The organism is Hylemonella gracilis (assembly GCF_004328645.1).
Classification (GTDB): domain Bacteria; phylum Pseudomonadota; class Gammaproteobacteria; order Burkholderiales; family Burkholderiaceae_C; genus Hylemonella; species Hylemonella gracilis_B.
The window spans coordinates 1683014-1709121 of record NZ_CP031395.1; the positions used below are offsets into that span (position 1 = coordinate 1683014).

Annotated in this window: 24 protein-coding genes and 1 pseudogene; 13 read left to right on the forward strand and 12 right to left on the reverse strand. The window is 64.0% G+C overall.

Annotation, left to right across the window (positions count from 1 at the left end):
- Window position 1: 1 nt before the first annotated feature.
- The 6 genes from DW355_RS07925 to yihA all read right to left on the reverse strand — a co-directional run bounded on the left by DW355_RS07925 (window position 2) and on the right by yihA (window position 5823).
- Window positions 2-1036, reverse strand: a complete 1035-nt coding sequence (locus DW355_RS07925) for a hypothetical protein (RefSeq protein WP_131279060.1) — start codon at window positions 1034-1036, stop codon at window positions 2-4.
- Window positions 1024-1806: a hypothetical protein gene (locus tag DW355_RS07930; RefSeq protein WP_131279062.1), complete on the reverse strand. Its 783-nt coding sequence runs from the start codon at window positions 1804-1806 to the stop codon at window positions 1024-1026. The genes DW355_RS07925 and DW355_RS07930 overlap by 13 nt, the downstream gene beginning before the upstream one ends.
- 2 nt (window positions 1807-1808) lie before the next feature.
- Window positions 1809-3641, reverse strand: coding sequence for a hypothetical protein (locus DW355_RS07935; RefSeq protein ID WP_131279065.1), 1833 nt, complete (start codon window positions 3639-3641; stop codon window positions 1809-1811).
- 23 nt (window positions 3642-3664) lie between these two features.
- Window positions 3665-4255: a hypothetical protein gene (locus DW355_RS07940; protein ID WP_131279067.1), complete on the reverse strand. Its 591-nt coding sequence runs from the start codon at window positions 4253-4255 to the stop codon at window positions 3665-3667.
- Between the two features lie 69 nt (window positions 4256-4324).
- Window positions 4325-5161 (reverse strand): glycosyltransferase family 2 protein, encoded by an 837-nt coding sequence (locus DW355_RS07945; protein WP_131279069.1) that lies wholly within the window; start codon window positions 5159-5161, stop codon window positions 4325-4327.
- Window positions 5158-5823, reverse strand: coding sequence for a ribosome biogenesis GTP-binding protein YihA/YsxC (yihA, locus tag DW355_RS07950; protein ID WP_431733233.1), 666 nt, complete (start codon window positions 5821-5823; stop codon window positions 5158-5160). Before yihA ends, DW355_RS07945 begins: the two co-directional genes overlap by 4 nt.
- A gap of 284 nt (window positions 5824-6107) precedes the next feature.
- On the opposite strand from yihA, the gene DW355_RS07955 reads away from it, so the two are divergent.
- From DW355_RS07955 to ccsB, 3 genes are all read left to right on the forward strand, one after another.
- Window positions 6108-6755, forward strand: a complete 648-nt coding sequence (locus DW355_RS07955) for a c-type cytochrome (protein WP_131279071.1) — start codon at window positions 6108-6110, stop codon at window positions 6753-6755.
- A gap of 175 nt (window positions 6756-6930) precedes the next feature.
- Window positions 6931-9066: a cytochrome c biogenesis protein ResB gene (locus DW355_RS07960; RefSeq protein WP_131282489.1), complete on the forward strand. Its 2136-nt coding sequence runs from the start codon at window positions 6931-6933 to the stop codon at window positions 9064-9066.
- A gap of 4 nt (window positions 9067-9070) precedes the next feature.
- On the forward strand, window positions 9071-10429 hold the full coding sequence (ccsB, locus tag DW355_RS07965; protein ID WP_131279073.1) for a c-type cytochrome biogenesis protein CcsB: 1359 nt from the start codon (window positions 9071-9073) through the stop codon (window positions 10427-10429).
- Here the strand turns inward: ccsB and DW355_RS07970 are convergent.
- Both DW355_RS07970 and DW355_RS07975 read right to left on the reverse strand, forming a co-directional pair.
- Window positions 10414-10611: a zf-HC2 domain-containing protein gene (locus DW355_RS07970; protein ID WP_131279075.1), complete on the reverse strand. Its 198-nt coding sequence runs from the start codon at window positions 10609-10611 to the stop codon at window positions 10414-10416. The genes ccsB and DW355_RS07970 overlap by 16 nt on opposite strands.
- Window positions 10605-11204, reverse strand: coding sequence for a sigma-70 family RNA polymerase sigma factor (locus tag DW355_RS07975; protein ID WP_131279077.1), 600 nt, complete (start codon window positions 11202-11204; stop codon window positions 10605-10607). The genes DW355_RS07970 and DW355_RS07975 overlap by 7 nt, the downstream gene beginning before the upstream one ends.
- A 360-nt stretch (window positions 11205-11564) precedes the next feature.
- Here DW355_RS07975 and msrP point away from each other — a divergent pair, with 360 nt between their 5' ends.
- Window positions 11565-12560: a protein-methionine-sulfoxide reductase catalytic subunit MsrP gene (gene msrP / locus DW355_RS07980; protein WP_131279079.1), complete on the forward strand. Its 996-nt coding sequence runs from the start codon at window positions 11565-11567 to the stop codon at window positions 12558-12560.
- A gap of 63 nt (window positions 12561-12623) precedes the next feature.
- A complete protein-coding gene (locus DW355_RS07985) occupies window positions 12624-13262 on the forward strand; it encodes a sulfite oxidase heme-binding subunit YedZ (protein WP_131279081.1) in 639 nt (212 codons plus the stop codon).
- Here DW355_RS07985 and lysA read toward each other — a convergent pair whose 3' ends face one another.
- Both lysA and lptM read right to left on the reverse strand, forming a co-directional pair.
- On the reverse strand, window positions 13263-14573 hold the full coding sequence (lysA, locus tag DW355_RS07990; RefSeq protein WP_131279083.1) for a diaminopimelate decarboxylase: 1311 nt from the start codon (window positions 14571-14573) through the stop codon (window positions 13263-13265).
- Window positions 14570-14905 (reverse strand): LPS translocon maturation chaperone LptM, encoded by a 336-nt coding sequence (gene lptM / locus DW355_RS07995; protein WP_207388100.1) that lies wholly within the window; start codon window positions 14903-14905, stop codon window positions 14570-14572. The genes lysA and lptM overlap by 4 nt, the downstream gene beginning before the upstream one ends.
- Window positions 14906-14916: 11 nt before the next feature.
- Between lptM and cyaY the strand changes: the two genes are divergently transcribed.
- Window positions 14917-15246: an iron donor protein CyaY gene (gene cyaY, locus DW355_RS08000; RefSeq protein WP_131279085.1), complete on the forward strand. Its 330-nt coding sequence runs from the start codon at window positions 14917-14919 to the stop codon at window positions 15244-15246.
- A gap of 58 nt (window positions 15247-15304) precedes the next feature.
- Here cyaY and DW355_RS08005 read toward each other — a convergent pair.
- Window positions 15305-17817: pseudogene (locus DW355_RS08005) on the reverse strand (penicillin-binding protein 1A).
- Between the two features lie 386 nt (window positions 17818-18203).
- Between DW355_RS08005 and pilM the strand changes: the two are divergent.
- From pilM to DW355_RS08035, 6 genes are read left to right on the forward strand one after another with little or no spacing between them, the layout of a single operon-like run.
- Window positions 18204-19286, forward strand: a complete 1083-nt coding sequence (pilM, locus tag DW355_RS08010) for a type IV pilus biogenesis protein PilM (protein ID WP_131279087.1) — start codon at window positions 18204-18206, stop codon at window positions 19284-19286.
- Entirely contained in the window at window positions 19283-19891 is a 609-nt protein-coding gene (locus tag DW355_RS08015) for a PilN domain-containing protein (protein WP_131279089.1), read from the forward strand. The genes pilM and DW355_RS08015 overlap by 4 nt, the downstream gene beginning before the upstream one ends.
- Complete coding sequence (locus DW355_RS08020; protein ID WP_131279091.1) at window positions 19888-20538, forward strand: type 4a pilus biogenesis protein PilO; 651 nt, start codon at window positions 19888-19890, stop codon at window positions 20536-20538. The genes DW355_RS08015 and DW355_RS08020 overlap by 4 nt, the downstream gene beginning before the upstream one ends.
- Before the next feature lie 26 nt (window positions 20539-20564).
- Window positions 20565-21104 carry a pilus assembly protein PilP gene (locus DW355_RS08025; protein WP_165493151.1) on the forward strand — a complete coding sequence of 180 codons (540 nt, stop codon included), beginning with the start codon at window positions 20565-20567 and terminating at the stop codon, window positions 21102-21104.
- A 3-nt stretch (window positions 21105-21107) separates the two neighbouring features.
- Window positions 21108-23300: a type IV pilus secretin PilQ gene (locus DW355_RS18040; RefSeq protein ID WP_242671335.1), complete on the forward strand. Its 2193-nt coding sequence runs from the start codon at window positions 21108-21110 to the stop codon at window positions 23298-23300.
- 37 nt (window positions 23301-23337) lie between these two features.
- Window positions 23338-23904, forward strand: coding sequence for a shikimate kinase (locus DW355_RS08035; protein ID WP_131282494.1), 567 nt, complete (start codon window positions 23338-23340; stop codon window positions 23902-23904).
- Window positions 23905-23956: 52 nt separating this feature from the next.
- Here the strand turns inward: DW355_RS08035 and DW355_RS08040 are convergent, their stop codons facing one another.
- Window positions 23957-24871: a LysR family transcriptional regulator gene (locus DW355_RS08040; RefSeq protein ID WP_131279095.1), complete on the reverse strand. Its 915-nt coding sequence runs from the start codon at window positions 24869-24871 to the stop codon at window positions 23957-23959.
- A gap of 170 nt (window positions 24872-25041) precedes the next feature.
- Between DW355_RS08040 and DW355_RS08045 the strand changes: the two genes are divergently transcribed.
- Entirely contained in the window at window positions 25042-26067 is a 1026-nt protein-coding gene (locus DW355_RS08045; RefSeq protein WP_131279097.1) for a Bug family tripartite tricarboxylate transporter substrate binding protein, read from the forward strand.
- Window positions 26068-26108: the final 41 nt, after the last annotated feature.

The window sequence follows — 26108 nt, forward strand, 5'->3', positions numbered from 1 at the left end:
GTCAGGCGTAAGCCCGTGTCATGTTGAGGACTATTTTGGCGAACTCGTCCATATCGGGAGTGCCAGTGGGCCAAGTATAGGTGCTCAATTCGGCAGCATTCAATGGCCGATTTTGATGTGCATCAATGATGCCTTTCAAAAGTGTGACCAGCGGCGTCTTGCCGCTCACGTAGACCGCGTTGCGATGATTTTCGCTAGGCAGCGTGGACATTCCCGGTAGATGGTGATAGCGGTTGTGGGCCGAATGCAGCAGCACCGGCCGACCAGCACCCAGTGCTTCGTCGATGGTCGTTGAAATGCAGGCCACCAGCAAATCCGTTGCTGCGAGTGCCTGCTTGAACGAGCCTTCGTTGCTGATTTCCACGTTGGGGTAGTGCGGAACAAACTGCTTGATCGCGGCCAAGTTGATTTCGGTCTTGTTGTTCTGTGGCTTCAGTCGTACGACAAGCTTTGCTTCCGGAATCTGGCCAACTGCTTCAGCCAATTCCGCAATGCCGTTGATGAATTCATCCGGCGTCTCCACTATCCAGGGAATGTGGTTGTTTTCGCCCACGTAGTTGCCAGCGAACATGATTTGAAAAGTCGGCTTGTCATGAGCGACTGCCAATACTGTGTTCTGCCGGACTCCGATGACTTTTGCACCGTGCGGTGACAGTTCCCGGATCAACTCAGCAATAGCAGGAAAACGCACGGCCAGAACGGTTGCATGGTCACTGTAAATACGGCCGAGAGAAGCCCATAAGTCACCCATCGCTTTGGACGGCGCCTCGCGTTGGGGCGTGTGAGAAGCATGATTGAACAGAACGACCTGGGTTCCGAGTTTGCGCGCGACGCGACACGCGGAGATCCTGAAGCTTGTGTTGATTGCATCCGTGCTGATCACGGCTGGCTTAAGCATCGACATTTGGTCTGGCATCGCGCGTTCGTACCCTAGTGCGAGCCCGACGATCCTTTCCATATACGGTTCGGATATCTCAAAGACCTTGCGTCGAAAATCATCCGCAATTCCCGCTGTCACCGCCTTCATCTCAGGCATGTGTGACTTGACGCGATGTGGATGGAAAAAGTAGGTGGGCGGATGCATTCTTGGGGCAGCAAGACCTCCCCTGAGTCGAAGGGCACGACCCAAGGAACGCTGCACAGCCTTGATGGCTTTGAAGAGGTTTTCAGGGGTTTGCGTGGTGTTTCAAGGACCGCCAGCGCCGAATCATGTTTGCGAGCGGCAATTGAGAAACTGTGAGAGGACGGTCGGACCCCGTCGATGATCAACAGCTTCTTTCGATTCGCCAGCAACAAACGTATGCAGAAGCCGTTCAAGCGAATCAGCATTCGATGCATCCATGACAAATCCAGCGGGTCCAAAGTGGATAGTCTTGCGCGCGACATCTCACCAAAGACGGTTTCGAAAGCCTCTTGAGGGGTGTTCGCGCGCTGCAAGACGCCATTGGAATCCACCCAATGAATTTCTTCCAAGCCTTGCAAGGACTGGTAGAAAAATGAGCCTATGCCAAGTTCGTGAAAGTAGGCGCATCGCCCAGCTTCTACTTGTGTGTCAGTCAGACCTTGTTGCCGTGCCAGTCGTTCGAACTCAAGTAGCCCATTCTTCAGGTGCATGACGGTTTGAGCATGCATGTGGTCGTTGTAGATGTCGGAGGAGCGAATCACCTCATGACCACTGTCGTGACCGAATACAGCTGCAGCGGCGGGCGTGAAAGTCAGAAGTCGAGCACCCCGTCGCAAGTTCTGTCTTTGGACGACTCTCGCTTCTTTTTCGTCTCGAATGATGATGGTCGGTCTATGGAGCATGACTAAACTGTCTTCGTGTTCCAGGGTTGAGTTGCAGGTGCGCTGAGGACAAATCGCGCAAACTCGTCCATGTTGGGAGTGGTGTCGGGCCAAATAAGGGCTTTCAACTCCTGTTCATTCAAAGGCCGATCTCGATGTGCATTTATGACGCCTTGCAAAAGCACGACCAGTGGTGTCTTGCCGCTTACGTAGACCGCGCTGCGATGCGCCGCTGTAGGCGGCGTGGACATGCCCGGCAGATGCTGGTAGCGGCCGCGGGTGGAATGCAGCAGCACTGGCCGACCAGCACCCAGTGCTTCGTCGATGGTGGTTGAGATGCAGGCCACCAGCAAATCTGACTCAGCGAGTGCCTGTTTGAACGTACCTTCATTGCTGATTGCCACGTTCGGATACTGCGGTAAGAACTTGCGCAGCGTTTCGGGATTGCATTCCGGCTTGGCGTTCACCTTGACCCGAATCACCAACGTTGCTTGCGGAATCTGGCTGATGGCCTCGGCCAGTTCGGCGATGCCATCGAGAAATTCATCCGGAGTCTCCAGCATCCACGGGATATGGTTATGCAAGCCCATGTAGTTTCCCGCGAACAGGATCCGAAACGGGCGATTGCCTTGTGGAGGCGCAAGCTTTTGCGTCTGACGAACGCCAATCACTTTGTCGCCATGGGGGGACAGTTCCTTTACCAGTTCCGCGATCGAGGGCGCCCTCGCTGCAAGAATGGTCGAATGGTCGTTGTAAATTCTTCCCAGAGACGCCCACAGATCGCCCATCGTCTTTGAGGGCTCTTCGGTTTGCGGCGTGTGCGAGGCGTGATTGAATAGCACCACTTGCTTGCCCATGGTCTTGGCCGCGCGAGAGGCGGAGATGGCAAAGCCGGTGAACGGCGAATCCGTGCTGATGATGTCCGGCGCCAGCTGTGCGATGTCCAGGGGAACCTGGAGCTCATGGCCCAGCGCATGCCGTATGACTTTCTCTAGGTACTTTATGGAGACCTTCAGGGTTGCCTTGCGGAATTCGTCGTGGACTCCGGCAATGATCCCTTCGATCTCCGGCATGTGAGATCTGGTTTCTTGCGGCCAGAAGAAGTAACGGGGCAGGCGCGTGCCCGTGAACTCCTTCTTGCTGCGCATCAGCACCAGGGAGCCCGCCATGTAGATCACGGTTTTCAGTAGACTTTTGGGCAGAGGACGGGACAGCAGGATCACCAGACGCGGGTCTTGCCTGTAGGTCGCATGCGCAAAATTTTGCGAAGAAGGTCGTGCCTTGTCGATGATCAGCAGTTTCTTCCTGCCTTTCATCAGCCTGTCCATGCGGGCCTTGTAAAGCTTCAGCAACCAGAAATGCAGGGGGAAATACGGGCCGTCCTGTTCAAGGTTTGCGATGTCGACTTCAGGCTTGAGCATCCGCCTGTGGATGAAGCCACCAAAAACGCCTTCGAACACCTCGTCAAAATTCCTGCTGCCTTTCAGCTTTCCGCGGGTGTCCAACCAGAAGGTTTCCTTGAAGCCGCGCAATGAATGCCAAAAAAAGGAAGCAGTCGCGAGCTTGTAGAAGTAGGTGATGCGAGTGGCTTCGATTTGCGTGTCCGTCAGCCCGTGCAATCGAGCGAGCCGGTCGAACTCTTCCAACCCGTCTTTCAAGTGCTCGACGGTTCGCGCATGCAGGTCGTCGCCGTAGACGTTCGTGGTCCGAATCACTTCGTAGCTTGGATCGTCTGCAAACACGGCCGCAGCGGCTGGGGTCAGTGTCAGCAGCCGGGCATTTTTGGCCAGGGGCTTGCGTTTGATGGTGTTCGCGTCTGCCACATCGCGAACGACAATCACGGGCCGGTCAGACATGGGCGGTGATCCACAGAGCCTGGTCATTCTTGGGTGTAGGGGCGCACCAACTGCGCTTCAATGCTCCACGGGTGGCCATCCCAGCCTTGGTGCGTAAATCCGATGGGCTCCAAGTGATCGCCCGAGCGCATCAGCGTCTTGATCCATTCGAAAGCAATCAGACCAGTGCTGGGCAATTGATCTTCCTTCATGCCCAGGGCCATCAAGCGTTTGTCGAGCTCCGCTGAAAAATCCGCGTCGATTTCGATCAGTTTGAACTCTGCGGCGATCGCCTTCTTGTCCAGGGGACAGCGAAAGCTCCGGTAGCTGCGAAAAAAACTGAAGAATCCCTTGGCTGCCGCTTTCAGGCGGCGTATCTTTTCTTCCGAATAGGCTTCGTTTCTGGCGAACACCAGAGAGAAATCACCGAGCTTTTTCCTGGCAGTCAGCTTGCGCACATGGCGGACTACTTTTTTCGAAGGTGTCCCGGTGTTGGTGATGACGACGTACTTGGTCTTTTCCCGTGGGATGAGATCCACGTGCAGGCATTTGTTCGTTTGAATGATCACGTCCGCATCGCGGATGCTGGCCTCCATGCCGTTGATGGGCGCGTTTCCGACAAGAAGATATCGCATAGGCAATTCCTTGGCCTGGGGTGGCAGGACCGGTGTTCTCGGCTGGGCGTGCCTGAATCTGAATGGGGCTCAGGCAAGTCGCCTGAACCGTTCCGGTAGTTGGACGATGATGCGCAGGCCGAGCATGGCGGGCTTGTTCCAGGCATAAAAGGGGCGGAACCAAGTCTGGATGAATCGCGCGATTCTGAATATCCGCTCGTCCGTGATTGCTCGCTTTTCCGTGATGTCGTGAACGACCCGCATACGCGCACGTTTAAAGTGTTTTTGCTCGCCTCTGGCAATGATGTCAGGGTGTTGGTATTTGGCCAGTAGCGCGTCGTAATCTGTGTTGCCCAAATGCAGCAGGTACAGATTCTTGTCGATCTGGAAATTATGGCCACGGATGCGATGGAAACCACGTCCCCACCGAACGGGCTTGGCAATCACGCTGGCTTTGGTGAACCGTGTATTGATCAGCGCATAGCCCCGTTGCGCCAGGATGGGCCGAGACTTGTCCAGCGCTTGTTCACGCGCAAGGTGCTGGCCCACGTCCAATCCCAGGCCGCTGATGCTGGTTTGAATGTCCAGCATTGACAGGTATTGGGGCAGATTCATGCCGGTGTCTGGATCCACAATCAGGCACTCATCCGAATCCGTTCCGATGACCAAGTCGTAGGTCTTCAACAATTCGGCGGCGCGATCGGACAGAAAATTCAAGCGGCGGTTCTCTGCATCCACCACCTTGATGCCTTGTTTTTCAACCAACGTGACGTTGGCGCGCCCAGCCTGGGCGGGCACTTGCTGATCCAACCCATCCATGTAGATGTACAGGTTTTCCTCGCCCAGCAACGGGCCGTAGTAGGCCACCCAACGGTTCAGGAAAAACTCGTCATTGCGTGCCATCGTGATGGCGGCTATTTTCTTCATTTCGTGGTTTCGTTGGCGATTGCGGGAGGATGGACGACTTCAGCGTCTTCATGCACAGAGTTCGCGTGCGTCCAATCCCACAGCAGGCGGGACACCTCTTCCACCCCTGTGCGCTTGGTGGCGGAGAACAGCCGGACCTCTCCTCCCCCCGCATTCAGCTTGGCGATGGACAAGGCTTTGGCCCCTTCGCTGCGAGTGAGCTTGTCTGCCTTGGTCAGCACGATCAGGAACTTCAGGCCCTGCTCGACCCGGGGCCGGATGACTTCCAGCAGCACCTCGTCCAGTTCCGTCAGGCCATGGCGCGGGTCGCACAGCAGCACGATCGCGGCCAGATTCTCGCGGGTGACGAGGTAGTTGGCCATCACCTGCTGCCAGCGGATCTTGTCCTGTTTGGGCACGGCGGCATAACCGTAACCCGGCAGGTCGGTCAACACGGCATCGGTCACCCCTTGTTTGCCCAGCGAGAACAGGTTGATGTGCTGGGTGCGCCCGGGTTTCTTGGAGGCGAAGGCCAGTTGCTTTTGCTGTGTCAGCGTGTTGATGCAGGTGGATTTACCCGCGTTGGAGCGCCCCACGAAGGCGATTTCCGGTACCTCCAGTGCCGGCAAATGGTGCAGGTCCGGCGAGGTGGTCAGGAAGCGGGCCGTGTGCAGCCAGCCCAGCGCGGGGTGCTTAGGCGCGGCGGCCGGGACCGATTTCCGGGGCAGCGTGGGTGCACGAGAGGTGGCACGACGCGGGGGGGCTTTGGGAGCGGGTGGGGGGGCATGGCGTCGGGCAGGCAAGGGTGGGGCGCTGGAGCGGCGGGGAGGCGCGGGGCGCGGATGCCGGGCGAAAAGGCGCGGCGGGCGGCGCATTGTAGAATCGCCGCGTTTGATCCGGGTCATCGGGGCTGTCTTGCCGGTCCCGGGCCGACCACCGTTTTGCCCAACAACCCTAGAACCAGACCATGAAGTTGTTTGCCCCCCTGATGTTGGCTGCCGCGCTGGCAGCGCCCGCCTTTGCCATCGCCGAGGAAGCCCAGAAGGTCGCAGCCCCCGATCTGGCCAAGGGTGAGGCCAAGTTCGCCTCGGTCTGCGTGGCTTGCCACGCGGCGGACGGCAATTCCACCATCGCGGCCAATCCCAAGCTGGCTGGCCAGCACCCGCAGTATTTGCTCAAGCAACTGCAGGAGTTCAAGAGCGGCAAGCGCGAAAACGTCGTGATGAAGGGTTTCGCCTCGATGCTGAGCGACGAGGACATGGTCAACATCAGCGCCTGGCTGGCCGCGCAGAAGCCCAAGACCGGCTTCGCGACCGACAAGGATCTGGTGCAACTGGGGGAACGCATCTACCGTGGCGGCATCCCTGATCGCCAGATCGCTGCCTGCGCGGGTTGCCACAGCCCCAATGGCGTGGGCATCCCGGCACAGTACCCGCGTCTGTCCGGTCAGCATGCCGCCTACACCGAGGCCCAGCTGAGTGCCTTTCGCACCGGCGCCGCGAATCCCAAGGCCGGTGGCACACGCCTGAACTCCTTGCCCATGACGCAAGTCGCGGCCAAGCTGAATGACCGCGAGATCAAGGCCGTGTCCGACTACATCGCCGGCTTGCGCTGATTCCGGCGTAGACCTCGACCGCCGCAAAGCAAATCCATAACAAGGCGGGCTGCTCACAAGGCAGGCCCGCTTTTTTCATGCCCATTTCCCTGAGCTCTCCGTGACCGCCGAAACCCCGTCCGACACCGCCTTGTCCGGTTTTCGCGCACGCGCCTCGCGCGGGCTGCGCGGTGGCATGGAACTGCTGGCTTCGATGCGCTTCGCCATCGCGCTGCTGACCTTGATCTGCATCGCCTCGGTGATCGGCACGGTGCTGAAGCAGTCGGAACCCTATGCCAACTATGTCAATCAGTTCGGTCCGTTCTGGGCCGAAGTGTTCGGCAAGCTGAACCTCTACACGGTCTACAGCGCTTGGTGGTTCCTGCTGATTCTGGCCTTTCTGGTGGTCAGCACGACGCTGTGCATCGTGCGCAACACGCCCAAGATCCTGACCGATCTGCGCACCTATAAGGAAAACATCCGCGCGCAGGCGCTGCAGGCCTTCCGGCATCGGGCCCAGGCGACACTGGACGAGTCGCCCGAGGCCGCCGCGCGGCGCATGGGCGCCGTGCTGGCCGCGCGGGGCTGGAAGGTCAAGCTGCAGCAGCGCGAGAGCGCCGGCTGGATGATCGCCGCCAAGGCCGGTGCGACCAACAAGCTCGGTTACCTGGCGGCGCACAGCGCCATCGTGATGATCTGCCTGGGCGGACTGCTGGACGGCAATCTGATCGTGCGCGCGCAGATGTGGCTGGGTGGCAAGACCGTGTACAGCGGTGGTGGGTTGGTGTCCGAGGTCGCGCCAGAGCATCGCCTGTCCGAGCGCAACCCCACTTTCCGCGGCAACCTGTTGGTGGCCGAGGGAACCGCGGCGGACACGGCCATCCTCACCCAGCCCAATGGCATCGTGTTGCAGGACTTGCCCTTTGCGGTGGAGCTGAAGAAGTTCATCGTCGAGTACTACCCCACGGGCATGCCCCGCCTGTTCGCGAGCGAGATCGTGATTCACGACAAGGCCACGGGCGAAGCCCGGCCCGCGCGCGTGGAGGTCAACCACCCGGCCAGCTACAAGGGCGTGGAGATTTACCAGTCCAGCTTCGACGACGGTGGTTCCACCGTGAAGTTGCGTGCCCTGCCGATGGACGGCGTGAGTGCGGCCTTCGAGCTTGAAGGCCGGATTGGCGACAGCACCCGGCTGACCCGGGGGGCTGGCATGCCGGGCGGCAGTGCCGAGCAACTGACGCTGGAGTACACGGGACTGCGCGTGATCAACGTCGAGAACATGGCCGAAGCCCAGGCCGGGGCGGGCGGCCCGCGCGACGCCGGCGTGGACGTGCGCAAGGTGGACTTGGGCAGTTCCCTGAGCGGGCTGCACCAGCGCCTGGGCGCGGCCAACAAGCCCGACGCCCCTCAGACCCTGCGCAACGTCGGCCCCAGCGTGAGCTACAAGCTGCGCGACGCGGCCGGCCAGGCCCGCGAATTCAACAATTACATGGTGCCGGTGGATCTGGGGGAGGGCGCGCCGGTCTTCCTCTGGGGCCTGCGTGAAACGCCGGCCGAGCCCTTCCGCTACCTGCGCGTGCCTGCGGATGCCGAAGGCAGCAGCGCGGATTTCTTCCGCCTGCGCGCCGCGCTGGCCGACCCGGCCTTGCGTGAACGCGCCGTGCGCCGTTACGCCGCGCGCATGGTGGATGCCAACCGCCCGGATCTGCAAGGCCAGCTGGCGGCGTCGGCCTTGCGTGCCTTGATGCTGTTCGCTGGCGCGGAGGCGGCGCAGGAAGGGCGTGCACCGGTGGGAGGTTTGCAAGCCATGGCCGACTTCATGGAAAGCCAGGTGCCCGCAGGCGACCGCGAGCGCGCGGGCGAGATGCTGATGCGCATCCTCAATGGCGCGCTGTTCGAACTGTTGCAGACGACGCGCGAACGTGCGCATCTGGCGCCGCTGCCCACTGATGCCAAGACCCAGGCCTGGATGGCCCAGGCGGTGCTGGCCCTGGGCGATGCCTGGTTCTACCCTGCGCCTTTCGTGCTGCAATTGAGCGATTTCACCCAGGTGCAGGCCAGCGTGTTCCAGGTGGCGCGTGCGCCTGGCAAGAACGTGGTCTATCTGGGTTGTGCCTTGTTGATCCTCGGGATTTTTGCCATGCTCTACGTGCGTGAGCGCAGACTCTGGATCTGGCTGGAACCCGCCACGGGAGAGGCTGGCGCGGACGGCGGCATGGGCAGCCAGGCCACCCTGGCGCTGTCGACCAACCGCGAGACGCTGGACACAGACAAGGAATTCGTGCAACTGCGCGGGCAATTGCTGCCCAACGCGTCGCCCGGTAAGGAGTGAAGACATGAACACAACCACCCTGACATTGAACGAGGGCTACTTCGCCCGTCGCAACGCCTTTGACTGGGTTTTTGCCCTGCTCATGCTGGTCGGCGGCGGTTACGCGTTCGCGCGCTACCACGCGGCGATGGACGTTTACGAGCAAGCCATCCTGCTGCTGTCCATGCCCGCGCTGATCGCGCTGGGCTGGTCCTGGCGCCCGCTGCGCGCCCTGAGCCTGGGCGTGGCCCTGCTGGCCCTGCTGGCCATCGCGTCCTACCAGGGCGTGGACACCCAAGGCATGCCGGGGGGTGACCTGGGGCGCGCGGAACAGGTGTTCTGGCTCAAGTACTTTCTGTCCAGCCAGTCCGCGATTCTCTGGATGAGCGTGCTCTTCTTCATGAGCACGGTTTTTTATTGGTTGGGCATGTTCTTCAGCCGCGCCCAGGGGGCCACGCTGGAGCTGATCGGCTCGCGTCTGGTCTGGGCCGCGGTGGTGATGGCGCTGACTGGCACCCTGGTGCGCTGGTACGAAAGCTATCTGATTGGCCCCAGCATTGGCCACATTCCGGTGAGCAACCTCTATGAGGTGTTCGTGCTGTTTTGCTGGATGACCGCGCTGTTCTACCTCTACTTCGAGCAGCAGTACGCGACGCGTGCCATGGGCGCCTTCGTGATGCTGGTGGTCAGCGCGGCGGTCGGATTCCTGCTTTGGTACACCGTGGTGCGCGAAGCCCATGCCATCCAGCCCCTGGTGCCCGCCTTGCAGAGCTGGTGGATGAAACTGCACGTGCCAGCCAATTTCGTGGGCTACGGCACCTTCTCGCTCGCGGCCATGGTGGCTTATGCCTACCTGATCAAGAGCCAAGCCGAGCGGGAAGCCCAAAACGGGTTGCGCTGGTACAAGCTTGCCCCGCTATGGATCTTCGGCGTCGTGTTGTGCTTCGTGCCCATCGCCTTCCGCCAGAAGATGGCTGGAGGGGGCAGTTACTGGCTGGTCTATTTCATCGTCGCGGCGCTCATCGTTGTGGGCATTCTGCTGGGACGCAAGCGCATTGCCGAGCGCCTGCCCTCGGTCGAGGTGCTGGATGACGTGATGTACAAGTCCATCGCCGTCGGTTTCGCCTTCTTCACCATCGCCACGGTGCTGGGCGCGCTCTGGGCGGCCGAGGCCTGGGGTGGCTACTGGAGCTGGGACCCGAAAGAAACCTGGGCCCTCATCGTCTGGCTCAACTATGCGGCCTGGCTGCACATGCGGTTGATGAAAGGCCTGCGTGGCACGGTGGCCTCATGGTGGGCGCTGGCGGGCCTGGGCGTCACGACCTTTGCCTTCATCGGTGTCAACATGTTTCTGTCCGGGCTGCACAGCTACGGGACTTTGTGACCTGATCCACCTGCGCAGCGCTGACTAGCCTCCCGCAAGAAGCGCAACTGCATCTTGAAGTTGCGGCAGTAGGGGCAGGCCAGTAGGTGCAGGCCTAGCGGGATCTGTTCGCCCAGCGCGAGCGGACGGTCCTGTTGCTCCGACAGCAGGCGAGTGGCCTGCCGGCATTTTTCCTTCAGCATGGCGTGTCTTCCTTGATGTCGGGGGCGAACCAGCCCCGTTCCAGGCAACTGCGCAGGGCCAACCGGGCGCGGTGCAGGATCACGTGGCAATGGTTGGCTGTGATGCCGAGCTGCTGGCAGACTTCGGATGTTTCGAATTCGAGGAACTCGCGCATCATGAAGACGCGTGCCGTGTGCTCGGGCAGATGGTTGAGGCAGGCGTCGAACACGTCCCAGAATTCGTGCTGGCGCAGTGCTGCCTGTGGGTCACCCCAACCCTGGGGGCGGGCCGAGAGCGTCCAGTGGCCGTGGGCGTCGAACAGTGCTTCCAGCGTCTGGTCCAGCGCCTCGTCGTCCGCGCCCAGGGCCGACGCGTTGATGCTGCGGTTTTGCTGGCGTATCGTGTCCACGATCTTGTGTTTGAGGATGCCGAAGACCCAGCCCTGTACTTCGGCGCGACCGGCGTATTGATGCGCGCCGGACAGGGCGGCGAGCAAGGCGTCCTGCACTGCATCTTCCGCAGCCGCGGCGTCTCGCAACTGCAGGCGCGCGAAGCGCAGCAGCTTGGGGCGGAAAGCGGCCAGGGTGCTGGCAAATGGGGTGGCGGCGGTCATGAAATTTCCATGCGCATTTTGGTTCAGTCGGACCCGACGTTCATTTCTTACAGGGAGACAAAAAAATAAGGAAAGGTGTAAGTTTCCCCTGGGCTTACCCGACGCTTATTCAGGACGGTCTGCATGGAAAACGGCCTGTCCGGGCGCCGCCATCCGGCCGTGTTCCGACTGACAAATAGATGGCCAGATGATGCAGTCCGACAGCGCCATGAAGGATGGCGCCATGATGAAGGGCGGCGAGAAGATGAAGAGCCATGCCATGAAAACCGGCGCATCGACGATGTAAACGTCCGGTGGACAGGACTCTGCAAGTTTTGTCCGTCGGGTGTAGGCTTGCGTGCGCAGAAAAGGAACAACCCCATGCTGATACAGACCCGCAACCACGGCTACGACCATACGACTCCCAGCGATATCACGCCGGCATCCGTCTACCAACAACGGCGTGATTTGTTGCGCCTCATGGCTTCCGGTGCCGCGGGTGGCGCGCTGGCGGGCTGGGCCGGGCGTGACGCTTGGGCGCAGACGCCGCGCCCGGGCAAGCTCGCTCCCTTACCCGGGGCAAAGTCCGCCGTGGCGGGCGCGGCCACGATGGAAAAGAGCACGTCTTACGAGGATGCCAGCAGTTACAACAACTACTACGAGTTCGGCACTGACAAGTCGGATCCGGCGCGCAACGCGCATCGGCTCAAGACCACGCCCTGGGCGGTCAGCATCGAAGGCCTGGTGAAGAAGCCGGTCACGTTCGCGTTGGAAGACTTGCTCAAATTGGCTCCGATGGAGGAGCGCATCTACCGCATGCGCTGCGTCGAGGGCTGGTCCATGGTGATTCCCTGGGTCGGTTATTCGCTGTCCGCCCTGGTCAAGAAGGTGGAGCCCCTGGGCAGTGCCAAGTACGTGGAGTTCGTCACGCTGGCTGACCGCAAGACCATGCCTTTCGTCGGCTCACGCATCCTGGACTGGCCGTACACCGAGGGCCTGCGCATGGACGAGGCCCTGCATCCCCTGACTTTGCTGAACTTCGGCATGTACGGCGAGGTGTTGCCGAATCAGAACGGCGCGCCCGTCCGCCTGGTGGTGCCGTGGAAATACGGTTTCAAGAGCGCCAAGAGCCTGGTGACCATCCGCTTCACCGAAAAGGAGCCCGGCACAGCCTGGAACAAGGCGGCGGCCAACGAGTACGGCTTCTACTCCAATGTGAATCCCGACGTGCCGCATCCCCGCTGGAGCCAGGCCACCGAGCGTCGCATCGGCGAGGACAACCTGTTCGCCAAGAAGCGCAAGACCCTGATCTTCAATGGCTACGAAGCCCAGGTGGGGCAGCTCTACGCGGGCATGGATCTGAAGAAGAACTACTGAGAATGACTGGGCTTTCCATGTACGGGTGCCCGCGCAGGAACCCGGTCAGCGCCGGGGCAGCGCATGAACAAGCTGCTTCTGCACCCGGTGACCAAGCCACTGGTCTTCGTGCTGGCGCTGCTGCCATTCGCCGGCCTGTTCCACGGTGCCTGGACCGACCAACTCGGCGCCAACCCCGCAGAACACCTGATCCGCTCCACTGGCGAATGGACCTTGCGTTTCCTGTGCCTGACGCTTGCGGTGACGCCTGCGCGTCAGCAATTCGGCTGGGCGGCACTGGCGCGTCTGCGCCGCATGCTGGGCTTGTACGTGTTCTTCTACGCCCTGTTGCACTTCCTCTGTTACGCGGTTTTCGACATGGGCCTGGGCCTGGACGAAGGCGCCTGGGCCGAGATCGTGCGCGACATTCCCAAGCGGCCCTTCATCCTCGTCGGGTTCGCCGCGCTGCTGCTGCTGCTGCCCCTGGCGCTGACTTCCTTCAACCGTGCCATTCGCGCGCTGGGTGCGCCACGCTGGCGGGCACTGCACCGGCTGGTTTACGCCGTGGCCGTTCTGGCCGTGCTGCATTTCTACTGGATGCGCGCGGGCAAACAGGATTTCGCCGAGGTGGCGGTCTACGGTGCCATCCTCGGCTGCCTGCTGGGCTGGCGCTTGTTGCGCCGTTGGCGTGATGCCCGGAATCAGGTGCCGGTCCGCGCCTGATCAGGGCAGGATGTCGTGGCGGAAGCTGTCCGCCGCGCTTTCGCGCCGGCGGATCAGGGTGGGCTGTTCGCCCCGCACCAGCACTTCGGCGGCGCGACCGCGCGTGTTGTAGTTGCTGGCCATGCTCATGCAGTAGGCACCTGCCGAGAGCACGGCCAACTGGTCCCCCGCCTGAACGGTCAGCATGCGGTCATGGCCCAGCCAGTCGCCGCTTTCGCAGATGGGGCCCACCACTTCGTAGTTCACGGCTGCGCTGGCCTGCGCAGTGTCACGCGGCGCCAGCGGCACGATCTGGTGGTAGGCCTCGTACATCGCTGGCCGGGGCAGGTCGTTCATGGCTGCGTCGACGATGCAGAAGTTCTTCTGCTCGCCGGGCTTGAGGTAAAGCACCTCGGTCAGGCAGACGCCCGCGTTGCCGACCAGGGAGCGGCCGGGTTCGATGAAGATCGCCTTGGCGCCGTGGCCGCGCGCATCCAGTCGGGCCAGCAGCTTGTGCCAGAGCGCATCGGCGGCCGGTGGTGTGTCGCCGTGGTAGTCGATGCCCAGGCCGCCGCCCAGGTCGATGTGATGCAGTGGGATGCCTGCGGCCTCAATGGCCTCGACCAGGTCCAGCACACGCTCCAGCGCGTCCAGGTAGGGTCTTTCCTCGGTGATTTGCGAGCCGATATGGCAGTCGATGCCTACCACCTTCAGTCCCGGCAAGCGCGCGGCATGCTGGTAGACGGCCACGGCGCGCTCGTGCGCGATCCCGAACTTGTTGCCCTTGAGACCGGTGGAGATGTAGGGATGGGTCTTGGCGTCCACATCGGGATTGACGCGAATGCTCACCGGCGCCACCTTGCCAAGCTCCACCGCGACGTCGTTCAACACGTCCAGCTCGGCCTCGCTCTCGACGTTGAAGCAGCCGATGCCGGTATCCAAGGCCTGCCGCATCTCGGTGCGGGTTTTGCCCACGCCAGAGAAGATGACCCGGGTCGGATCGCCGCCGGCGGCCAGCACGCGTTCCAGCTCGCCACCCGAGACGATGTCGAAACCGCAGCCGGCCCGGGCGAAGAGTTGCAGGATGGCCAGCGAAGAATTGGCCTTGAGCGCATAGCAGATGCGTGCCTTGCCTTGTTCAATGCGGCTGGCCAGTCCGCGTTGGTACGCGGCCAGCGCGTCCAGCATGGCCTGCTGAGAATAGACGAACAGCGGCGTGCCGTGGATGCGGGCCAGATCGGCCAGGCGCGCGCCTTCCAGGTAGAGATCCTGGCCAGACGGGGTGGCGCGGTAAGCCAGATGCGGGTGGCCGGGCAGCAGGGGAGCGGTCATGGTTGTTCTTCTGGGATGGCGAAAATGTCGGACGCAGGGTCTTGGGTGTCTGGGTTCTGGTCGGCCTGCGGCTGTGCCTCTTCTTTCTTTTTCGAAGGCATGAACGGCCAGAGCGATTGTGGCAAGCTGGCCCGATGGGCGGCCGCCGGATCCTTCTTGGGCAGGTAGAGCTTACCGGTCTGGCCGCAGCCGGCGAGCAGCAAGGCGCCGGACAGACCGATGACGACGAGCGCGACAGGGGCAAAAACGCGGCGAGGGGAAGAAGCGGGGGTGCTGACTAGAATCGCCAGGGACCGGACAGTGGCACGGACGATCGATCGAGCTTTCAACATCACGAAATTGTATGACTGACCTGGAATTCCTGGACCGCGCCGAGGCCGTGCTGCGCGCCATCGAGGCGAACTGCGACCGCATCAACGAAAACAGCGATGCCGATATCGACAACCAGCGCACGGGCGGCATGGTGACCCTGGTGTTTTCCGATCGCAGCCAGATTGTGGTGAATCTGCAAAAGCCCCTGCACGAAATCTGGCTGGCAGCGCGTGCCGGTGGTTTTCACTACAAGTTCGACGGCCAGCGCTGGATGGACACCAAGGGACAGGGCGAATTCTTCACCAGCCTGTCGCGTTACGCGAGCGAGCAGGCCCACGTGCCCCTGGTGTTCTCGGGCTGAGAGGGCCTCGCGCAGGCGCTAGGCCCCCCGAGCCGATGCCCCAGCGCCGTGCCTTGCACTAGTTGCGACGGAACAGGTCCAGGATGCGCGAGCGCTCCTCGCCCTGCGGTTCATCCGTGGGGGCGGGCTGTAGGGCAGGTTGGGCATGATGCCCCCTGGCAGGGTCATCATCATGCCGCCGTTGTCCTCGTCCAGGCCCAGGGATTTGACGCCCCCGTCTTCGGCGTGTTCCGAGTACATCCAGTCGATGCCGACCTGGGTCACGCCCTCGGGTGGGATCACTTCCTGCACGGGAACGCCGCGCAGCGCATAGTCCATGTAGCTGATCCACACCGGCAGGGACAGGCCACCGCCGGTTTCCTTGTCACCGAGCTTGCGTGGCGTGTCATAGCCGATCCAGGTCACGGCCGTCAGCGTGGGCTGGTAGCCCGCGAACCAGGCATCCATGGAGTCGTTGGTGGTACCCGTCTTGCCGTAGATATCGGGGCGCTTGAGTTGAGCCTGGGCGCGCGCGGCGGTGCCGACGCGGGCCACTTCCTGCAACAGCGTGGACATGATGAAGGCGTTGCGCGGTTCCAGCGAGCGCATGCTTTCGTCCAGCACCACGGGGGGTGTCTCGACCAGCACCTTGCCGTTGGGATCGGTGATCTTGCGGATCAACCAGGGGTCGACCAGATAACCTCCATTGGCGAACACGGAGTAGGCCACGGCCATCTGCATGGGTGTGACGGTGCCCGCGCCCAAGGCCATTGTCAGGTAGGCAGGGTGGCGGCGCGGCTCGAAGCCGAAGCGCGCCGTCCATTCCTGGGCGTAACGCGGACCGATGGCGTCCAGAACGCGGATCGACACCATGTTCTTCGAGCGCGCCAGCGCGCGGCGCAGCGGCATCGGGCCTTCGAACACGCCGTCATAGTTCTTCGGCTCCCAGGGCTGGCCGCCCGTGGACTCGGGCTCGAAGAACAACGGGCCATCGTTGACCACGGTGGCCGGCGTGAAGCCTTTCTCCAGCGCGGCCGAATAAATAAAGGGCTTGAAGCTCGAGCCCGGCTGGCGCCAGGCCTGGGTGACGTGGTTGAACTTGTTCTTGTCGTAGTCAAAGCCGCCGACCATGGCGTGCACCGCGCCATCGCGCGGGTCCAGCGAGACGAAAGCGCCTTCCACCTCGGGCTGTTGCAGGATTTCCCAGCTCGCGGCCTGGTTCTTGGCGGGGTCTTCGGGGCTGTGTTGGCGGATGCGCACGATGGCGCCGCGCCGGATCTTGACCGTGGGCGCGGCCCGCGAAGACAGGCCGTCCGCCGCGTAGCGCAGGCCGCTGCCGGTGATGTCCAGCGTTTCCCCATCCTGCCGCATCACCGTCACCTTGCGTGGCTCGGCTTCAAGCACCACGGCGCTCAGCAGGTCGCCGTTGTTCGGGTGGTCCATCAGGGCCTCGGACACGGTCTCGGCGATGGCGTCGGTGTTGTCGGCGGTCTGCGCCGGCAGGGGAATGACTTTTTCAGGGCCGCGGTAGGGCTGGCGGCGCTCGTACTCCATGATGCTGCGACGCAGGGCCGCGTAGGCCACTTCCTGCTCGCCCGAGCGGATGGTCGTGTACACGCGCAGGCCACGGGTGTAGGTTTCCTCGCCGTACTGGGCGAAGATGATCTGGCGCACGATCTCGGCGGCGTATTCGGCGTGGCCCTGGCCGGGGCGCTCGCCCTGCGTGCTGAGGGTCCGTACCTGGATTTCCTCGGCCCGGGCTGCCGCAGCTTCTTCGGCCGTGATGAAGCCGTTGTCCAGCATGCGGGAGATGATGTAGAGCTGGCGCGCGCGCGCGCGCTTGGGATTGCTGATGGGGTTGTAGGCCGACGGTGCCTTGGGCAGGCCCGCCAGCATGGCAGCCTCGGCGATCGAAATGTCCTTGAGGGGCTTGCCGAAGTAGGTTTCCGATGCCGCGGCGAAGCCGTAAGCGCGCTGACCCAGGTAAATCTGGTTCATGTAGATCTCGAGGATCTGGTCCTTGCTCAGCAGGTGCTCCAGCTTGTACGTCAGCAGGATTTCGTAGATTTTGCGCGTGTAGGTTTTCTCGGATGAGAGGTAGACGTTGCGCGCCACCTGCATGGTGATGGTGGACGCACCCTGGCTATTGACGCGCCGCAGGTTGGCCAGCACGGCGCGCGCCATGCCGACGTAGTCCACGCCGCCGTGCTGGTAGAAACGGGCGTCCTCGATGGCGAGCACGGCGTCCGTCAGCGCGCGAGGAATCTTCTCGATGGGCACGAAGCGGCGCCGCTCCTCGCCGAACTCACCCAGCAGGTCACCTTCCACCGAGTAGATGCGCAAGGGCAGCTTGGGGCGGTATTCCGAGAGGTCGGAGATGTCCGGCAGGTTGGGGAAGGCGAAGGCCATGGCCACGGCCACGAGTGCCAAGCCGCTGAGTAGGCCGGCCACGCCGATGCCCGTGATCCACACGGCGATGCGCGCGAAGGGATGCAGGGTGGCCCAGCGTCGGGAAAGCGTCGATTTCATGCGGGCGAATTGTGCGCCCATGGTGGAGGCACGGGGCGGGGAAGAGTGTTCGTCGGCTGACATGGGAGCTGTCGTCGGCCGGGCGGCCTCGGAGGTAGGGGGTCTGGGGCAGGACCATCAAGACCGTGAGCAGGCGGGTCCAAGCCGGGTTGGCGACGTACCCCAGGCCGGATGACCGGGGCGGCAGATCTTTTCCGAAGAATTGCCATTATAAAAATCAAGTGGCCCTGGGGATGCTTGGCCGTCCAGGCCCAGGGGTTGAGTTGGAAACAATTGGAGACCCCGTAGTGAAAAAAATGTGAGTGCAAGCTTTTAAATTAGGGCTTGGGAAACCTCGCATTCCAACCGTGGCTCGAGCAAACGGCTGCTACGATCCAGCCGCCTGCCAGGCATGAAGGAATCATTCCCTCACCGCTGGCGTTGGATGGGTTTCACCAGGAGGGCTCCCCATGTTGTTCCTGTCGCCACATCGCCAGCCCGAGCCCCTGCTCGGCCTGGACCTTCAGGCCGACGCGGTCAGGGTGGTTGCGCTGGGCCGGACCCGCCAAGGTCGGCAAACGCTCGAGCACTGCGCCTGCGAGCCGATGGCACCCGGTTGGATGGTCGAGGGCCGCATCGACCATTTCGATGCCATCGCCCAAGCCGTGTCGGGTCTGTTGCGTCGGACCCGCGTGCGCGCCATCAAGGTGGCCATGGCCCTGCCCGAGGCGGCCGTCATCACGCGGCGCATCACCCTGCCTCGGGCGCTGACCTCCGAAGGCCTGTGGGATCGACTGCGGTCGGAGGCCGAGCAGATCCTCCCCTTTTCCCTGCAGGAGGTGTACCTCGACTATGCCGTGCTGGGGCCCGGAGCGGCCGCGATCGAGGCGCCGCCCGTGCGGCGGTCGCCGCAGGACGCGCTGCGCGCGGCCCCCATGGACTTGTTGCTGGTGGCCGCCCGCCGCGAGCGCGTGCGTGACCTGCAGGCCCTGGCCGAGGCGGTCGGCCTGAAGCCCGTGGTCGTGGACGTGGCCGAATTCGCTGCGCGTCGCGCCGTCCGGCAACTGTTGGCCGTGTGTCCGCGGGCCCGCGTGGGCAGGTGCGTGGAACCGACCTTCGCCGTGCTCGATCTGCGTGCGGACCGCATCGCCTGGCGGTTGTCGCGCGGTGACGAGGTTCTGCACGACAACGAGTGCGCGTGGAGCCCTGTCGCCCCCGCGCTGCCTGGCGAAACCGATCCCGCGCTTGAGGTGGCCACGGGTCTTGCGCTTGCCTGGTCCAGCGCACTTGCAAGCGACACGGGAGCGCGCATCGAAGCCATCTGGCTGACGGGTGAGGTGAACAACGGCACGGGATTGGCCACGGCCCTGGCCGGCTTGCTGGGCTGTCCCTGCCGCGTGGCGAATCCCTTCGAGGGCATGGCGCACCGGCGCGCTCCACCCTGGCGCATCGCGCACGGAACCCGAGGAGCCGCATCGACCGCGCCGGCAACGGGCGCTGCGTCGGCTTATCTGCCGGCCTGTGGTCTGGCCCTGAGAAGGTTCCAGCCATGACACTCGCGATCAATCTGCTGCCGCATCCGCGCGAGGCGGGCCAAGGGCCGCGTGGGGCCTTCAGGCGGGCTGCGCTCGTGGCCCTGACCTTGGGTGTGGGCGTGGCTGGCGTGCTGTATCTGTACGGGCGCGAGCGCATGGCCGCGCAGCGCGCGCTCAACGCCACGTTGATGCGCGAGATCAGCCAGCTCGACACCCGTCTCCAGGGCATGACCGTGCTGCGGGCGGAAATCGAGGCCTGGGCCGGATTGCAGGCCAGCCGTGACCGTTCGGCGCGCCTGTTGGCCCTGCTGCCGCGCGCGCTGCCGGAGGGGGTCCATCTCAGAAGCCTGACCCAGGAGGGGGTGCTGGTGACCTTGCGCGGTGTGGCACGGTCAGAGCAGGCGCTGTCCGGTCTGCTGCGTCACCTCGCCTCGCCCCAATCCGGATTCCACCAGCCTGAGCTGGTCGAGTTCACGGCTGCACAGGCACAGGCACCGGCGACGGGGTCGGTCATCACGAGTACCGAGGCGATGCCGGAGGACGCCGCCACGCCTGTGCGAACCACGCAATTCACCGTGCGTGTGCGTCTGGTGCTGGCGCCGGACGGGGAGTCCGTGCCATGAGGGCTGCCTCTCTGTCCTGGTCTGCGCCGCAGGACTGGCCCTGGCTGGCGCGTGGCGGGGTGCTGGTGCTGATCGCCGTCTTGCCGGTGCTGGTCCTCGGGCGACTGGGCCTGCAAAGCGAGATGCACATGCTGCAACCGCTGGGGGCGCAGGCGCAGCAAGCACGCGACGACTATCGGAGCCGGCTCGCGCAGATTCAGGCCATGGACGCGTTGCGCGAGCGCCGGGTGACGCTGCTCGGTGCCTTGTGGTCCCCGCAAGCTGGAGCGAGTATTCCCGACCAGGCGCAGGCCTGGACGGAAACCTTGCTTCGGGACATCCATCGGGTCGGGCAGAACCCAGGGCTGCGCTTCGAGTTGTTCCGACCGGGTGCGCCCGTGACGCGCCCACACCATCTGGAACTGCCGTTCACGCTGCGCGCTGTCGGGACCTACCAGGCCCTCGGCGCTTTTGTCGCTGGTCTGGCGACGCTGACCCCGGTGGTCACGGTCGATCGCTTGACGCTCGTTCCGCGCACCGGCGGCGCTGGGTTCGAAGTCGGCGGCCTGCTGGCACTGGAGGTGACGGCCCGGGCCTGCCGGGCGCGCGAAGCGCACGAGCGGGTGACCGCGGGTGTGCGTTTCTCGACGACCTCGGAGCGTCGGTGATGGTGCCCAAGAACCGAGGGCGGTGCATGTCGCTGGCGCCACATGGGGGGCTGGGCGGCGCGCGATTGGGTGCGTTGCTCATCCTGCTCCTGGCCGGCTGTGAGCCAGCCGATGAATCCGCCTTGCGCGCGTGGATGGCTGAGCAGCGGCGGCAATACGACGCGGGCACTGCGGTCACGGCCGCCCCCACCCCGGCCGTCGCCGGGGTTGAATCCATCGCGGGGACCGCTGGACGTGTCGAGGCGGAGGACCCCTTTGACCCACGGCGACTTTCGGGGTCGCAGCCCCTGCAACAGCAGGCGGCTGCGCGCACGGACCAGCCACTGGAGGCGCGCCCACTGTCGTCCCTGCGCATGGTGGGCAGTTTGCGCCAGGGGGATCAGGTGGTGGCGCTGGTGCAAGCCGATCTGCAGGTCTACCAAGTGCCGGTGGGCGCGGTCCTGGGCTCGAACCGAGCCCGGGTGCTGCGCATTTCGGAAGACGGCATCACGCTGCGCGAAGCGCTGCGGGGTCCGCAGGGCGAGCCCTTGGCCCGCGTCCTCACCCTACCCATGCAAGGGCGCTGAACCATGAAACCCTCCTTGTCTGTCACGCTGCCTGTCCTGGTTCGCTGGGTTTGCCTGGCTCTGGCCGGTTTGTGCGCGGGTGGCCTGCCGTCGGCGCGCGCCATGGCACTGGAAGACGCACAGGCGCGGACGGTTGCGCCGGGGGCGCAAGGCACCGAGCCGGTGGGCCGCGCGCGCATTCTGTCGGTGACCGGGGCGGTTGAGCAGGGGTTGGAAGTGCTGCGCATCGGGCTGTCCATGCCTTTGGTGTCGGCGCCGGCGGGCTTGCTCACCCACGCACCTGCCCGCATTGCCTTTGACCTGGACAACGTGGACCCGGCCTTCGAGCACGCGACCGTGGACATCCAGCAAGGCAATCTGCGTTCCGTTCAACTGGTTCCCATGGGGCAACACACGCGCGTTTTGCTCAACCTGCGACTGGCAACCGGCTACCGGACCGAACTGCAAGCGGACGCCTTGCGCATCGTTCTCAGTCCCCTGCCGGGCACGCGGGTTGAGACGGTCACGCCCGAGGCGGCGGGCGCGGATGCCGAGGTGACCTGGGCCGGAGCGCGCCCGGTGGAGGCGATCCAGGCCCTGGACGTGCGCCGTGGCGCGGACGGGTCAGGCCGGGTCATCGTGGCCCTGCCCAGCAGCGAGGTGGGCGCGGACATCCGCGCCAGCGGTGGGGCGCTCACGGTGGAATTCCCGGGCACGCGCCTGCCCGAGCGGCTGCAGGGCGAGCGCGATGTCAGCGGCCTGGGCACGCCGCTGCGGTCCGTGGTGGCGCAGCAGGTGGGACAGCGGGTGCGTCTGCGCATCGAGGCCGATGGCTCCTGGGAGTACAGCGCCCACCAGAACGACACCCAGTTCGTGGTGGAGTTCGTGCCCCGAACGGCCTCGCCCGACGAACCGGTGGCGCGTCCCCGCTACAGCGGGCAGAAATTGACGCTCAATTTCCAGAACATCGACATCCGCGCCCTGTTGCAGGTGATCGCCGATTTCAGTGGCTTCAACGTCGTGACCTCCGACAAGGTCGTCGGCAACGTCACCTTGCGCCTGCGCGACGTGCCCTGGGACCAAGCGCTGGACATCCTGCTCCAGACCAAGGGCTTGGACCAGCGCCGCCAGGGCAATGTGCTGTGGATCGCACCCCGGCAGGAGATCGTGGCCCGCGAGCGACAGGAGAGCGAGGCACGCGCCGCGCAGGAAGTGCTGGAGCCCCTGCGCACCCGCAGCTTCCAGCTCAATTACGCCAAGGCTGCCGACGTGGCCCAGCAACTTGGTGGCGCGGGCGCCGTGGGCGGTTCGGCCGGTGCCGTGGTCGCCGCGCGCATCCTGGGGCCGCGTGGCAGTGCGATTGCCGAGGCGCGCACCAACCAGCTCTTCGTGACCGACATCGCGACGCGGCTGGAGGCCGTGCAGGCGTTGATCGTGAAGATCGACGTACCGGTACGGCAGGTGCTGATCGAGGCGCGCATCGTCGAAGCCTCCGACACCTTCAGCCGCTCCCTGGGTGCGCGCCTGGGAGGTGCGGGTGGTCGTGCACCCGGTGGCGGCTCCGGGCTTGGTTTGGGCGGCAGTTACAGCGCCACGGCGGCCGGCGCTGGTGGCGGCTCTTTCGTCAATCTGCCTTCGCCCGGTCTGGGTGGCCAGCCTGCCGGGGTGTTTGCGGTGTCCATTTTTGGCGAGAGCGCGGCGCGTTTCCTCAATCTCGAAATCTCCGCGCTCGAGGCGGACGGCAAGGGTAAGGTGGTTTCCAGCCCGCGGGTGGTCACGGCCGACAAGGTGAAGGCTTTGATTGAGCAGGGCACCGAGCTGCCCTACCAAGTGTCCACCTCCAGTGGCGCGACTTCCATTTCGTTCCGCAAGGCCAACCTGATGCTCGAAGTCACGCCGCAGATCACGCCCGAGGGCAATGTGATCCTGGAGGTGGACGTGAGCAAGGATTCGGTGGGCCAGGACACCCAGGCCGGCTTCGCCATCGACACCAAGCACGTGAAGACCCAGGTTCTGGTGGAGAATGGCGGCACGGTCGTCATCGGCGGCATTTACACGCAGGAAGAGCGCGAAACCGTGACCAAGATCCCCTTCCTGGGGGATTTGCCCGGCCTGGGCGCGCTGTTTCGCGCCCGGGAGATGCGCTCTGAAAAGCGGGAGATGCTGGTGTTCATCACCCCCAAGGCCTTGACGGACTCCCTCCTTTCCACGCGCTGACTCCCGTTTTCCCTGTTCTGTCTTGAATCCGGCCCCCTTGTTCCTCAGCTTCGTCGGCATGCCCGGTTCGGGCAAATCCACCGTGGGGCGCCATCTGGCGCGCCGCCTGCATCTGCCGTTCCATGATTCCGACCATGTGATCGAGCAGCGCATCGGCTGCTCGATCCGCGAGTTCTTCGAGCGCGAGGGCGAGGACCGCTTCCGCGAGATCGAGGCCGACACCATCGCCAGTCTGTGCCTGCAAGGCAGCGCGCCGGACGGGCCCGGCGGGGTGCTTTCCACCGGCGGTGGCGCGGTGCTGCGCGAGGCCAATCGCCAGCAGCTGCGCTCGTGCAGCCACGCCATCTACCTGCGCACCACGCCGGAAGAACTGATGCGTCGCCTCAAACGCGACACCCACCGGCCGCTGCTGCAGACCAGTGATCCACTGCAGCGCCTGCGTGACCTCTACGTCCAGCGCGACCCGCTGTACCGCGAGACCGCGCATTTCGTGGTCGAGACGGGTCGGCCATCGGTCAGCAGTCTGGCCAATATCATCGTGACCCAGTTGGAACTGGCCGGCATCCAGGTCGAAGGCCTGACCACCACCTCACGCCCCAGTTGATCCCGGCTGTGCGCGCGCGAACCGCGTGGCGCCCGTTCCTCGCGGGACGGATTCATTTCGTCAGGGTCGCGGCGCGCGCGGTCGAATGCGTGCCCAGATGCTTGCGGATGCGTTCGACAAATTCCTGCTCGATCGCCGATCCCGGAAAGTTGGGGTTGCGGATGGCATGCACCCGGTAGGCCGGCGCCCGCTTGATGGGACGAAATGACAGTTGATCCCCCGGCCAGGCGCGGGCGGTGAGGCTGTCCACGATGGCGATGCCGCCGCCGGCCGCGACCAGGGCACAGGCCAACTGCCCGGAACGCACCTCGATCTGCGGACGGGTGCCTCGCGCGGCTTGGGCCGACGATTGCGCGAGAAACCGGCCTTGCGGGGTGTCGGCGCTGAAGGCGATCAGATGCTCCTTCCATATCTCGGACAGGGACACCGAGGCCTGCTGCTCGAAATGATGCCCCTTGAGGAACACGCAACTCAGGGTCCAGCCGCCGATGTCCTTTGCCAGCAGGGGCGCGTGGTCCACCGGCAAGGTGCTGATGCCCACGTCGGCCTCGCCGGTGGACAACAGCCGGGTCATATCGCGCACCAACTGGGACTCGACGTAGATCTTCGCTTCGGGGTAGTCGGCGGCCAGCGTGGCGATGGTGCGGGGAACCACCTCGAGCAGCAGGCTCGGGCTGGCGAGAACCTTGAGCGTCTGGCCGCCTCCATGGCGCAGCGCCTGGGCCCGTGCCTCGATGCGCTTGACCCCGTGGTAGACCTGCTCGATCTCGGCGTGCAGGGCATGTGCTTCGGGGGTCGGCCGCAGGCGGCCCTTGCCGCGTTCGAACAGTTGCACGCCCAGCTGCAGCTCGATGTGGCTGATCATCCGGCTGATGCCGGGCTGGGACACGTGCAGCAGTCGGGCCGCGTCCGTGGTCGAACCCGCCAGCATCGTGGCGCGGAATACTTCAATCTGTCGCAGGTTCATCGCCGGGTTTCCGTTCGGGTGCGTTCATCGAATAACACAACGTTATTTTCTATGACTGTATTTGTATTGGATTGTTAGACCTGGTCTGCCTAGGATGCGTGCAGCGGATCCGTGACGGTCATGGACATCGCCGCGAGCCGTTTCTTTTTCAGCACCAGGAGACTTTCCTCATGAAAACTGCATCCCGATCGACCCTGCACGCCCAAGGCCATGCCCTCAGCCGCCGCACCCTCCTGGGCACCGCGGGTGCCTGGGCCGTCGCCGCATCGCCCCTGTCGGCGGCCTTGGCGGCGACGCCGGTCTGGCCCAGCCGCACCGTTCGCATCATCGTGCCCTTCGCCCCGGGCGGCGGTGCCGACAGCTCCGCGCGCGTGCTGGCGGAGATCCTGAGTCCCGCCTTGGGCCAGTCCGTGATCGTCGAGAACCGGCCGGGCGCGGGCAGTGCCATCGGCGTCACCGCCGCAGCCAAGAGCAACGACGGCCACACGCTGCTGATGGGCAGCAACAGCATGGTGATCAACCCGGTCCTGCGGCCCAATATCGGCTATGACGTGGCCGGGGACTTCGATGTCGTGGGCATGGTGTCGGCGCAGCCGCTGGTGCTGGTGGTTCCCGCGGCGTCGTCGATCAAGTCGATCGACGACGTGGTGCGCGAGGCGCGGGCCAAGCCAGGGTATCTGACGGCGGGCAACAGCGGCAACGGCACGTTGGCGCACATCGCCTCCGAAATCTTCGCGAGCCAGACCGGCATCTCGCTGACGACCGTTCCCTACAAAGGGGAAAGCGCGCTGCTGCCCGACCTGCTGGGTGACCTGGTGTCGCTGGGGTTCCTGAATCTGCCCAGTGTCCTGGCGCACATCCGCTCGGGCCGCCTGCGTGCCATCGCGGTGTCGTCTCCCGAGCCGGCGCCCGAGTTGCCTGGCGTCCCGACCTTCCGGGCCTTGAACTATCCCAGCCTGGAAGTCCAGGGGTGGGCGGCCTTGTTCGCGCCCAAAGGATCGATTCCGGCCGCGGGCCTGGCGCGATTGGAGTCGCAACTGGCCCAGGCATTGAAATCTCAAACGGTGCGCGGCAAGTTCGCCGCGATCGGTGTCGTGCCGGTCATCCAGAGCCGCGCGGAAACCACCAAATTCATGCTCGCCGAAATGAACCGCTACGCCTCGGTGATCCAGGCGCGCGGCATCAAGGCGGAATGAGCGGGACCCCGATGCCAAAGCAAGAAGGACAAGAAGGACAA

Excerpts from the sequence above, each read along its gene's own strand:
- DW355_RS07925 (WP_131279060.1), bottom strand. The coding sequence starts at position 1,036 with ATGCCTGAGATGAAGGCGGTGACAGCGGGAATTGCGGATGATTTTCGA.
- DW355_RS07930 (WP_131279062.1), bottom strand. The coding sequence starts at position 1,806 with ATGCTCCATAGACCGACCATCATCATTCGAGACGAAAAAGAAGCGAGA.
- DW355_RS07935 (WP_131279065.1), bottom strand. The coding sequence starts at position 3,641 with ATGTCTGACCGGCCCGTGATTGTCGTTCGCGATGTGGCAGACGCGAAC.
- DW355_RS07940 (WP_131279067.1), bottom strand. The coding sequence starts at position 4,255 with ATGCGATATCTTCTTGTCGGAAACGCGCCCATCAACGGCATGGAGGCC.
- DW355_RS07945 (WP_131279069.1), bottom strand. The coding sequence starts at position 5,161 with ATGAAGAAAATAGCCGCCATCACGATGGCACGCAATGACGAGTTTTTC.
- DW355_RS07955 (WP_131279071.1), top strand. The coding sequence starts at position 6,108 with ATGAAGTTGTTTGCCCCCCTGATGTTGGCTGCCGCGCTGGCAGCGCCC.
- DW355_RS07960 (WP_131282489.1), top strand. The coding sequence starts at position 6,931 with ATGGAACTGCTGGCTTCGATGCGCTTCGCCATCGCGCTGCTGACCTTG.
- ccsB (WP_131279073.1), top strand. The coding sequence starts at position 9,071 with ATGAACACAACCACCCTGACATTGAACGAGGGCTACTTCGCCCGTCGC.
- DW355_RS07970 (WP_131279075.1), bottom strand. The coding sequence starts at position 10,611 with ATGCTGAAGGAAAAATGCCGGCAGGCCACTCGCCTGCTGTCGGAGCAA.
- DW355_RS07975 (WP_131279077.1), bottom strand. The coding sequence starts at position 11,204 with ATGACCGCCGCCACCCCATTTGCCAGCACCCTGGCCGCTTTCCGCCCC.
- msrP (WP_131279079.1), top strand. The coding sequence starts at position 11,565 with ATGCTGATACAGACCCGCAACCACGGCTACGACCATACGACTCCCAGC.
- DW355_RS07985 (WP_131279081.1), top strand. The coding sequence starts at position 12,624 with ATGAACAAGCTGCTTCTGCACCCGGTGACCAAGCCACTGGTCTTCGTG.
- lysA (WP_131279083.1), bottom strand. The coding sequence starts at position 14,573 with ATGACCGCTCCCCTGCTGCCCGGCCACCCGCATCTGGCTTACCGCGCC.
- lptM (WP_207388100.1), bottom strand. The coding sequence starts at position 14,905 with ATGTTGAAAGCTCGATCGATCGTCCGTGCCACTGTCCGGTCCCTGGCG.
- cyaY (WP_131279085.1), top strand. The coding sequence starts at position 14,917 with ATGACTGACCTGGAATTCCTGGACCGCGCCGAGGCCGTGCTGCGCGCC.
- pilM (WP_131279087.1), top strand. The coding sequence starts at position 18,204 with ATGTTGTTCCTGTCGCCACATCGCCAGCCCGAGCCCCTGCTCGGCCTG.
- DW355_RS08015 (WP_131279089.1), top strand. The coding sequence starts at position 19,283 with ATGACACTCGCGATCAATCTGCTGCCGCATCCGCGCGAGGCGGGCCAA.
- DW355_RS08020 (WP_131279091.1), top strand. The coding sequence starts at position 19,888 with ATGAGGGCTGCCTCTCTGTCCTGGTCTGCGCCGCAGGACTGGCCCTGG.
- DW355_RS08025 (WP_165493151.1), top strand. The coding sequence starts at position 20,565 with ATGTCGCTGGCGCCACATGGGGGGCTGGGCGGCGCGCGATTGGGTGCG.
- DW355_RS18040 (WP_242671335.1), top strand. The coding sequence starts at position 21,108 with ATGAAACCCTCCTTGTCTGTCACGCTGCCTGTCCTGGTTCGCTGGGTT.
- DW355_RS08040 (WP_131279095.1), bottom strand. The coding sequence starts at position 24,871 with ATGAACCTGCGACAGATTGAAGTATTCCGCGCCACGATGCTGGCGGGT.
- DW355_RS08045 (WP_131279097.1), top strand. The coding sequence starts at position 25,042 with ATGAAAACTGCATCCCGATCGACCCTGCACGCCCAAGGCCATGCCCTC.